Here is a 10668-nt window from a genome sequence, read left to right as displayed (position 1 = left end):
TTCTTATACTTGGACGGTATTATTTCAAGCTTCTCATTTATCAGCTTTCTCGTCCTGTCCTTCCACCATGGTGTGCCGTAGTCTATGAACCATTGATCCTTGATCTTCGCAACAATTATTTCGCCACCGCCTCTGCAGAATGCTTTCCTGTTTAACTCGTAGAAAACAAGTGCTTTCCCTTCCGAGATCAGTTTCACTTTCATCTTCTCCCGTGCTTCAGGCACGCTGAGCCCTTTGAAATCCGGGTCGTCGACAATTAATTTGCCACTGTAGAACTGTTGCTTGTAAACCTCCCTAGTGGCTTCCTCGAGCTTCTCGTCAAGCTGGCTTGTAATCCCGTATTTTTCGACAACGACTTTAGCATGGTGATCGGATACCCCGGGCACGTCTATTATTTTCACGGGATTTATGGTCTCAACCACCCTTGGATTTATCCCGTATGGTTCGAGAACGCGTGGATTCGCTTTTAACTCGACTAACGCAACGTAATCGTATGGGGCGTCACTGGGCTCCGAGTAAACAATGCCCGTGGCGTTATCAGGGTCGACGAAGCTAGCGGGGAGGATCAGGAGTTTTTGGCCCAGAGGGGTTTCAACGGTTTTGCCTACTAATTCTGCACCCTTTAACTCCCCGACTACTCTCATATCGGGTTCAACATACTGGTGTGTCAGCTTCACCCATGCTTTCTTAGAGACCAATAACTTCTCTCCTTTAAACTCCACGATTGCGTAGTCTGCTTCCGGGTTAACCCACATGTTAGTGGCGCCGAGAAGTGTTTCAGGCCTTAGCGTTGACGCCAGCAGGGATATATCGCTTCCTTCAAGCTTAAACTTGATAGCGGTATATTCTAGTACCTCAACAGGGTTCACGTCAGCGTCTTGAATATCGTCTTCTCCTTCAGGCTGCTTGTGGAGCAGGCAATAGGTGACGATGTGCTCTCCCTTTCCCACCACGCCCAGCTGTCTAAGCCTCTCGTACTGCCATGTTACGAAAGCATTGTAGATTGGCTCGCCCGTGTGGAACTTTCTACGCCAGTCAATGCTGTAGCCGAGTGCTTCAAAGTCTGCCTGGACTTTTTCAGCAAAGAAAGTGGCAAGCCTTAACGGGTCTTTAAAGGATTCCAGAATCTCCTCGATCTTCTCACGATCCTCAACGTAGTAGGATATGTAAGACCTGTACATGTCAAGGGTTTTCGCATCCTTCTTCGCAATTCTCTCGGATATTGCAATGATCGGGGTGCCGGTTATATGGAAAGCCATTGGGAACAAGACATTATGACCGGTCAGCCTTTTGAACCGTGCTATAATGTCCCCGATTGTGTATGTTCTCCCATGCCCTATGTGAAGCGGCCCGTTAGTATAGGGGTAGGGAACGGTTAAGAAGTATTTAACCCTTCCCTCTTCAACCTTGGGCTCGAAAACACCTGCCTCCTTCCACTTCCTCTGCCACTTGCCCTCAACGCTTCGCATCCATTCCAGAAAATCCTTCTTTTCCTGAGTAATCAACACTAACACCTAGGTAGACATAAATTGTTAAAATGGTTAAAATTAGTTATTAAAAATCTCAGGTTCTCCTCGAAGGAATGATCAAGTAAAGCAATAGAATCACGGAGATCGCTTCAGATACCACGACAAGGCTTCTCAAGAACTCCATACCTATCGTGTATGCAATGCCCTGCACAACACCTCCTAGCATTAAAGATAAGCCATAGAACAGTCCGAAAACACCGTAGCCTAGAGAGCGTTGAGACGGGTTTACAAGGTCTGAAACAGCTACCCTAACATTGGTTTCGAAAACCCCCATTACAAAACCCCATATCCCGGCATATATGAATAAGGATTCAATACTGGGCTGGAGGAAAAACACCGAACCCGCCAGTGTGATAGGTGCTACGAGTATGCTTGCATAACCTATTTTATCATACAATGCCCCTACCGGAATCGCCACCAGCCCGTCAACCAGCATCGCTACGGTGTAGAAAAGCGGTATTATTTCATCGCCTGCAACATTGTTTGATTTCACCGTGTAGGTGAATATATCCCAGCTCAAGAGGCCGAGGGACATTAGCATCAACCCGGCTACGTAGATGTAGAATGCTTTCCCAAGTCCTTTGAAACCGAGTCTTTTAGGAGGAGAGGAGAATGCTTTCAGAGAGGGATGAAGCATCATTGATGACAGGACTAGTCCAACCGCTACGAGTCCTGGCACACCAAGAGCTATAAACACAAGCCCGTAGTCTCCGCCCGTATTCAGGAGTATTAGCGAAGCTAACAAAGGACCTGTGAAAGCGCCGATTTGATCAAGGAATTCATGTATCCCGAATCCCAGGCCTTTCCCAACGCTTTCCGTTATCTCGGAAAGAATAACATCCCTGGCAGGAGCCCTGAGGCCTTTCCCAACCCTTTCGAGAATGACTAGGGCGAGAACCAGCTCCCACCTTCGTGCGAAAGCGAGGAGGGGTATGGCCACCACGTTGATAGCGTAGCCTGATATCACCAGCATCCATAAAACCCTCGAGCTCCTATAGTAATCTCCTATTAAGCCGCTGAGAAACCTGGTTAAGTAGTTGATTATCTCCCCAATCCTGAGAAACCCTGCGATCAAGGCTGTGGCGCCGATCAAATACAGGTAGCTACCCCTGATGGATGCCGCTCCCTCATAGGTAATGTCCGCGAAAAGCGATACGAGCCCTAGCATTATGAAAACCAGTAATTCCCTCCTCACGCTACCTCACTACAGGGTTATTTAGAAAGGATAAAGTTAAATAAATAGCTATAGCTCATATTCAACGGTAAGGCGGGTTTTATGAGCAGTGTGAAACACTGGATTGATGAGCTTGCTGATCAGGTTTACGAGGACCTGTTGAAAAGAGGGAAAGAGGTCTACGTGTTCAACGGGGGATTATCAGTATCCGGGTTGCAACACGTTGGAAGACTTAGAGGAGAGATCATCATAACGGAAACCCTTAGGAAAATCCTGGCAGCACGAGGTTTAAAGATAAAACAATACCTTACCCTGTACACCCAGGATGCGTGGAAAGGGAAGCAAGCACAGCTTAACGCTTTCCCCAACCCGGATGAGGCTAAAAGGTTTAAAGGATGGCCACTGATAAAAGTCCCAGATCCCTTAGGCTGCCATGCTAACTGGGTTGAGCATTACTGGAGCGATTTCGGACCCTTCATCAAGGATTTCACGGATGGTAATATCGAGGTTGTCACTACTACGGAGATGTATCAAAAAATACTAACACCTTTCATAAAGGAGACGATTGCGAAAAGGGATGACGTGAGGAAGGTTGTCAACAAATACAGGGGGCGGAAGCCTTATGATGAATCCTGGATACCGGTAGAACCGGTCTGCGGAAACTGCGGCAGGATTGACACGACGGAGACTGTTAAAGTAAGCGATGACGACACTGTTGAATACGTGTGTGAGCACTGCGGGTTTAAAGGTAGAACAAGCATCACCGATGGGAAATTAATGTGGAGAATAGAATGGGTTGCTGTTTGGTGGGGTCTAGGAGTTGATTTCGAGCCTTACGGGAAAGACCACGCGATGCCCGGGGGTAGCAGGGACAGCTGTGTTGACCTCGCAGTTAATGTTTACGGGTTGAAGCCGCCTTTCGGACTACCTTATGAATGGGTTGCATTACGCCGGCCAGATGGAAGCGAGGTTGACATGGGTAGCAGCGACTTCCTCGGCTTCACCCCAAAGGACTGGGTTGAGGTGGCACACCCCCATATTTACAGGTTTATTGTCTTGAGAACTCCTCCAATGAAGAAGTATAGTGTAAGCTTGCACGAGATACCTCAGTACTACTCCCAATACTACAGGGCCGAGAAAATATTTTACGGCTTGGAAAAAGCCAAGGATGTCGAGGAAGAAGTGGTGCTGAAAAGAAGCTATGAGTTAAGCTATCCTAGAGAGCCCCCGCCAAGCCAACCCCCTGAGCAAGTTCCTTACACGCATCTAGCAATAATCTCCCAGATCCTACCAAGAGACAAGTGGTCTACAGAAGTTGTGAAAAGACTGCAGGCAAGCGGACATTTACCGGCCAACCCCACGGATTTCGGGATTAAGAGAATAATGGAAACACTTGAAAAAGCTGCTAGATGGGTTGGAAAATACGGCCCTGAAAACATGGTCTTCAACCTGGCAAATCCTCCAACCCCCTCTCAAATCGGAAACATTCCTGAAAAATACATTGCTGTTTTCAAGAAATTATTGAGAAATCTTGAAGAATTAGAGGATTGGAGCGAGGAGAGAATTAAAAACGCCATGGTTGATTCGACGAAGGAGCTGACACCTCATGAGGTTAACGAATACTACAAGTTCTTCTACAAATTGTTCATAGGTAAGGAAAACGGTCCAAGGGCGGCGCCATTCATATCTCTTCTAGGCAGGGAAACGGCCCTAGCCTATCTCGAGGTTTTTAGAAAGTAATCTCTCGTCAACAATTGTGAATTAGTTAAGAGGGAGGAGAAGAAAGAGAAGAAAAAAGGATTACACTGTTTTTTCTTCCTTGTAATATATTTTGCCGAGGCTCTGTGGAGAGGCGAATATTCTCCCAAGCCTGGTGAAGCTGTATGCCAGCATTGCTCCAAGCGCTCCCATGAACGGTATGAGCTTTGCAACGTCGGCCGGCAGTTTCAGCAGAGATTGGATCGTAACACTATACTCTACAAGGCCTCCGAACAGGAACGCCATCGGTATTAGGAATATTGGATGCCTACCAGCTGCCAAGGCTATCGTGAACGCGAGCCAACCATAACCCAGTGTGTAGACTTTGATATCCCAGTACCTCTGCCAAAGCAGGGGGAAGAAGGAGGCTCCGAAACCCACTATCGCGAAGCCGATGGCGGCCGCCACTAAACGTGTTGTCAAGACATTGACGCCAAGAGCTGATGCTGCATGAGGACTCTCGCCTGACGCCCTGATAGCAGCACCTAATTTTGTCTTCTCAATTAAATAGTATGTAAGGAGCCCTAGGAGAAGTGCGACCGCTGATATTTCAAGCAGTGCTTCGTGAGAGTAACAGAAAGCGTAGAGAGCGCCAACCTGCTGTCTGACAGGATACCCTAACACTATCCCCAGCCCGTAACCCAGGAACTGCAGTGACAGCCCCACTGCTCCATGGCTGATGGGCAGGGTCGTCAGCAGGTAAGCCATCAGTAGCCCGAACAGTGATGCTATGAGCGCGGCTATTAAACTACCAGCTATTGGGTTGCCGAACACCACGGCACCGAGGACGGCTGCGCCTGTAGACATGAAGAAGATCCCGTCTATAGCCAGGTCTAACAGACCCGCTTTCTCAAATATGCTGTGGCCGAGTGCTACGAGATAGAATGTTATGAACGCTGCTCCAACACCTTCTATGACCCCTAATATACTTTCCAACCCATTCATTTCCTGATCACCCTCACCTCATAGTCTGAGAGGAATCTTAACACCGAATAGGTTAGAAGGATTGAACCGATCATCACCCATCTAAAGGATAGCTCTGCTCCTGCAAACCCTGCTTGTGTGAGAAATTGCTTAACCTCCGGGGAAGAGCTCTGAGCAATCCCCGCATTAGTGAGGCTAGATATTATGTATGCAGACACTGGAACGAGAGTGATGTCTAGCAGTGAGAGCCATGCTACAAGTATTGCTAGATACCCGTACCCAGCCGTCTGACCCTCTATGGGGTACTCTAGTCTCAAAAGGTAGCCTAACAGGTAAAGAGCTGACATGAAGCCAACTATTGCGCCTGAGATCGCGAATGTGGCAATCGTGACCTTCTTGACATCCCATCCAGCAGTCACGAGGTAGTCGGGATTCGACCCTAGAACCTTCACCTTCAACCCCAGTGAAGTCTTGTTAAAGAACCACCACACTAGGAAGACAACCATTGCTAAGCCCAGAAGCCACCATCCAAATATTATCATCTCCCTAACATATGAGAGCACGCCGTCAATAATAGGGTTGCCTGTCGATGCCAGCTGTATTTTTATCCCCAGCTGGTATGCCTCGGGAATTAAATCTGTTCTCTTATAACCGTACACGTATTTCCCTTGAAACGGTCCAAGAATCAATATATTGACCAGGTAGTACGCGATATAGTTCAGAATAAGAGTAACCGGGACCTCGTCAACTCCTGCATAAGCTTTAATAGCCCCTGCAATAGCGCCCCATAATGCTCCAAATACTATTGCTAGAATCACCGAGCCTGTTATTACTAGGATGGATTGAGCAATGGAAACGCTCCCCATCGTGTAGAACGCTACAGTTGTTAGATATATTACTGGGACAGCACCCATGTAGAATTGCCCCTCAGCCCCAATATTCCACAGCGATCCCTTGAAGGCGACGAGCAGGGCGTATCCCAGCACGGTTAACACAATAAAGTCTTTGATAACCCCGCTTGAGATGAATGATGAAGAGATTATTGATAACGTGAGCAATGGGCTCACGCCTATAGCCGCTAATATGAATGTGTAAAGGAGTATACCGGCAACCAGTGATAGAGTAATCGTGGTTAATTTTCCATGTTTTAATGGACGGGTCCTTCTTAGAACCACAATCCTGATCATTCCTACATCACCATTAACCTTTCAATCTCATCTCTCGGAGTGGTTTCAGGGTCGAATGGGCCATGTATCTTACCGCTATTCATTACATATATAGTGTCGCTTAACTGATAAACCTCGTCTAGGTCCTCACTAGCGAATATAACCGCAATTCTTTCATTCATGGCTTTATCCTTGATAATTCTCCTAACCTGAACCGCGGTTATCTCGTCAAGGGCTCTAGTAGGATTATACGCTATCAGGGCTCTTCTACTATAATTCAACTCTCTTCCCACAACCACCTTCATCAAGTTTCCTCCTGAGAGTATTTTAACGGGGTAGAACTCGCTGGGGGTTAGTATTTTAAAAGTCTTAATAATATCGCGTGTCAACCCTTGTACTCTATCCCAGTCGATGACGAATTTTTCTCTATGGAATAATACCGCGATGTTTTCTATTATATTATTGTCCTGTGAGACGCCGTATCTCAGGGGTAGATCGGGGATGAAGCCTACTCCCATGTTTCTTATGTTTCCAATCCCCTTGTTAGTGACATCTACACCATCTATGTGAACCCGTCCCTTATCGATTCTTCTAAGACCGATCAACGCTTCTAACAGTTCCCTCTGACCATTTCCTACGACTCCAGCTATTCCAGCAACCTCACCCTCTTTGACCTCTATACTCACACCTTTAACAGCGGGAACGCCGAAATCTCCCTGTACCCACAAATCCTCGGCCTTAATCACTGGTCTCTCACCTTTGACCGAGCTGGGAAGTCTCTCATAGGTTATCTCCCTAGCCGCCTCAGCAAACATCAACTCTCTCACCTTTTCCAGAGTGGCCTCCTCCCTCGTGAGCTCCCCTGAAACCCTGCCCTTTCTAAGGACAACTATCCTGTCAGCTACTTCAAGGGCCTCAGGTATCTTATGCGTTATAACAACTACGGCTCCTCCCTTTCTCTTGAATTCTTGAAGGAACACGTAGAATTTCTTACGCTCCTCTAGTGGGAGATACGTTAACGCTTCATCAAGAATCAGTATCTTAGCGCCTAATACCAGTGCCCTGACAATCTCAACAAGCTGTTTCTGAGTGTATGTAAGAGACCAGACCTTGTCATCGGGCTTGATCTTAACACCCACTTTCATGCTATATTCTTTTATCATGATGCTTGCCCTTGAGAACCCTGCAAACGGCTTAACGTTTTCCAGGCCAAGGGTGAGGTTCTCTGCCACAGTCAACCTGTCTATGAGTTGCGGGCTCTGAGAGACCATTATAATACCTCTTCTGATAGCGTCCGAGGGCTTCCTTATCGATAACTCCTCGTCGTTAAGTATTATGGAGCCCTTGTCCGGAGTGTATATCCCGTAGAGGATTTTCATTAATGTTGACTTGCCGGCGCCGTTCTCCCCTAACAAGGCTATGAATTCCCCGTTTTTCAGCTTCATTGACACATCTTGTAGGGCAATGACACCGCCAGGGAATGTTTTCGTTATATCCTTTAACACTAGCTCTAGTTGTTGAGAACCCACTATAGCCTACCCTCTCCTACTTATTTACTGGATTTGTAGGAGGATTATGGAAAAGTAGGGATAAAAAATCTATTGGTGTGGGATGGCTAGCCCTGCTTAACTACCCAGCTCATGAAGAAGTCCATGTTCCAGAGATCGTCGTGACCCAGCCTCAGCCCTGCTGGAATGCTGACTGTGTCACCTGGTGCCTTACCAATACACCATGTAGATAGCGGATTGTCCGTAAGGCAGTATCCTGTTAACGGGCCTGTGAACGGGTCGTACTCTGAGGCTATGGGGTATGGCTTCGACCCTATCTTGCCTCCCCAGTTCATCGTGATTGTCAAGAGGTTCTCGTACTTATGGGTCTCGTTGGAGAATTGGAATGGTATCACTGCAAACGCTCCTCTCATCTGCCAGTATCTCCTCATGACTAGATCGTAAACACTGACTCTCTCTCCCGTTAACTTGTCCGTCACCGTTATTCCTTTCAGTATGGGCTCATATCTCGGGTTTATCAATACGGGTCTTCCATCGTCGCCTATATCTCCGCCCAGGTCTACAGCGCCAGAGCTCAACAAGTACCAGTAGTCAACCTTATTCAAATTATACGGTGTTAACACACCTGCCTTTATTTTCACAAGTATGTCTGCATAGATGACCTCCCATCTCACAATCTGTCCGCTGACCGTGTATGTGGGACCGTACCGCGCCATAGGTCCATAGTGGCTGAAAACATGTACCGCGTTCTCCTCACCATATTCGATTACAGCGCTGGAATCCTCAGTGAAGGCTAACACATCCACATTATAACGTGTTTTCAACGTGCTAGCAGCTTGTCTAGCCTTGGTTGGATCATACCATGAACCAATCTCGATAACGTGAACAGTCACATTCTTGCCTAAGGAATCCCCTACTTCTTTTGCGCCAATCGCGAACGCGTTAATGTGCCTAACTACTTCTGGGATGAGGTATGCTGCAACGTATCCTATCTGGCCTGTTTGAGTGAGGGCTCCGGCCATCAGCCCGTTTAAGTAGTACACCTCGTAGAGGTCTGCGAAATATGTTCCAACATTGGGGGCTCTTCTATAGCCTGAGCAGTGGAAGAACATAACATTGGGATACTTCTTGGCAGCCTCTATAGTGGCATCCATGAAGTCGAACGATGTGGTGAATATTACATTATATCCTTTCGAAACAAGGTCGTCCACTGTAGACACAATCTTGTCAGGTGTTACACTCTCCACGTAAGTGGTGTCAAGCCATTCATCGAATACTGTTTCAACATATTTCCTCCCTATGTCATGCATGAATGTCCATCCAGCATCTCCAATAGGCCCTACATATATCCATGCCGCCTTTATTTTCTCTGGAGGCGTATATTGTTGAACTGGTGCCCCTGTCTGTTGCCCGACAATGTATCCGATTGCTCCAGATATTATTATTAGAACGATGAAGATACCTATCAGAATATTGGTTTTCACATATTTCACCTTTACCATTATAATTTGGTTCCCACTCAGATATAAATATTTCTATATAATCTAGGGATATATGTTCCCCTTCAACATTTATAGCCCTTCCAGCTATCACAATAAACATGGCGGAGGAATCTGGAATGAAAATCACAATTGTGTTGCCAACTTATAATGAGGCAGAGAATCTTCCATTGATCGTGGAAGAGCTTGGTAAAGTCATGGAGACGCTAGAGTGTGAATGGGAGATCATAGTGGTTGATGATAATAGCCCGGATGGGACAGCTGAGGTTGCGAAAAAGCTCGCATCAAAATATCCTGTTAGAGTCGTTGTACGACAGGGCAGAATGGGGTTGACATCCGCGATCCATACTGGGATGAAAAACGCGCAGGGTGATTTAATCATAGTAATGGATGCCGACCTGCAACATCCTCCTTCAACTATTCCTTCACTGGTTCAGAAATCCTCAGAATGCGATATCGTGATCGCTTCAAGATACGTTAAAGGCGGGAAAACCATAGGCTTTCCCTTCTTCAGGAGATTAACTTCTCACGGAGCCATAATACTTACACGAATGCTTATCGGGAAAGCCAGGAAGGTTAAGGATCCGGTCAGCGGCTTCTTCCTCGTAAAGAAAAATGCTGTGGAAAACTGGGAGCCTGTGGAGCCATTCGGCTATAAAGCATTAACGGAGATTCTCGCCGCATCCGGTGAAGCCAGAGTTTGCGAAGTCCCCTTCGAGTTCAAGGCAAGGATGAAAGGCTCATCTAAGCTGTCTTTTAAAATCATTCTAGCACATGTTAAAACACTGTTGAAGCTGAACCCGCTTGGTTTTACCCTTCTCACTTTAGGAGGGGTAAGCTTACTCGTGATTCTCCTATATGCTATCCGTCTCCTCATCAGCTAATACGCCATAATTTTAAATTAGAACATACTATTATTGTTGAAATAGTGTTTCAACGGTGGTTTTAATTGAACACCATTGAATGGCGGCTGGAGGGGAGGTATAGTCCTCATAGCGTAGAGGATGTTGTCTTAAAATACTGGAAAGATAGAAATGTATACAGGCTTGTTAAGGACAGGAACGTGGAAAGAACTCGAAAGTTCAATTTTATAGATGGTCCACCATACCC

The 10668-nt window shown here is 46.6% G+C and carries 8 protein-coding genes; 2 read left to right on the top strand and 6 right to left on the bottom strand.

The genetic code is table 11. The features are described from left to right. Together AC3OH0_RS00585 and AC3OH0_RS00580 are read right to left on the bottom strand one after the other, a co-directional pair. Window positions 1–1469: class I tRNA ligase family protein (locus AC3OH0_RS00585; RefSeq protein ID WP_498344361.1), on the bottom strand; the 1469-nt coding region annotated here is incomplete at its 3' end. Between the two features lie 94 nt (window positions 1470–1563). Then, entirely contained in the window at window positions 1564–2724 is a 1161-nt protein-coding gene (locus AC3OH0_RS00580; protein ID WP_193435772.1) for an MFS transporter, read from the bottom strand. An 81-nt stretch (window positions 2725–2805) separates the two neighbouring features. On the opposite strand from AC3OH0_RS00580, the gene lysS reads away from it, so the two are divergent. Beyond that, a complete protein-coding gene (gene lysS / locus AC3OH0_RS00575) occupies window positions 2806–4443 on the top strand; it encodes a lysine--tRNA ligase (RefSeq protein ID WP_193435771.1) in 1638 nt (545 codons plus the stop codon). Between the two features lie 60 nt (window positions 4444–4503). On the opposite strand, the gene AC3OH0_RS00570 is transcribed toward lysS, so the two are convergent. The 4 genes from AC3OH0_RS00570 to AC3OH0_RS00555 all read right to left on the bottom strand — a co-directional run bounded on the left by AC3OH0_RS00570 (window position 4504) and on the right by AC3OH0_RS00555 (window position 9543). Continuing rightward, window positions 4504–5406, bottom strand: coding sequence for an ABC transporter permease subunit (locus AC3OH0_RS00570; protein ID WP_193435770.1), 903 nt, complete (start codon window positions 5404–5406; stop codon window positions 4504–4506). After that, window positions 5403–6572, bottom strand: a complete 1170-nt coding sequence (locus AC3OH0_RS00565; protein ID WP_193435769.1) for an ABC transporter permease — start codon at window positions 6570–6572, stop codon at window positions 5403–5405. The genes AC3OH0_RS00570 and AC3OH0_RS00565 overlap by 4 nt, the downstream gene beginning before the upstream one ends. 2 nt (window positions 6573–6574) lie before the next feature. Further along, a complete protein-coding gene (locus tag AC3OH0_RS00560) occupies window positions 6575–8080 on the bottom strand; it encodes an ABC transporter ATP-binding protein (RefSeq protein WP_193435768.1) in 1506 nt (501 codons plus the stop codon). 86 nt (window positions 8081–8166) lie between these two features. Next, complete coding sequence (locus AC3OH0_RS00555) at window positions 8167–9543, bottom strand: BMP family ABC transporter substrate-binding protein (protein ID WP_193435767.1); 1377 nt, start codon at window positions 9541–9543, stop codon at window positions 8167–8169. A 134-nt stretch (window positions 9544–9677) separates the two neighbouring features. Between AC3OH0_RS00555 and AC3OH0_RS00550 the strand changes: the two genes are divergently transcribed. Further along, window positions 9678–10442, top strand: coding sequence for a polyprenol monophosphomannose synthase (locus AC3OH0_RS00550; RefSeq protein WP_193436924.1), 765 nt, complete (start codon window positions 9678–9680; stop codon window positions 10440–10442). Window positions 10443–10668 lie beyond the last annotated feature (226 nt).

This window comes from Thermosphaera sp. (assembly GCF_059755995.1).
The sequence above is the reverse complement of the archived record's forward strand: the minus strand, read 5'-3'. Positions and strand labels throughout refer to the sequence as shown.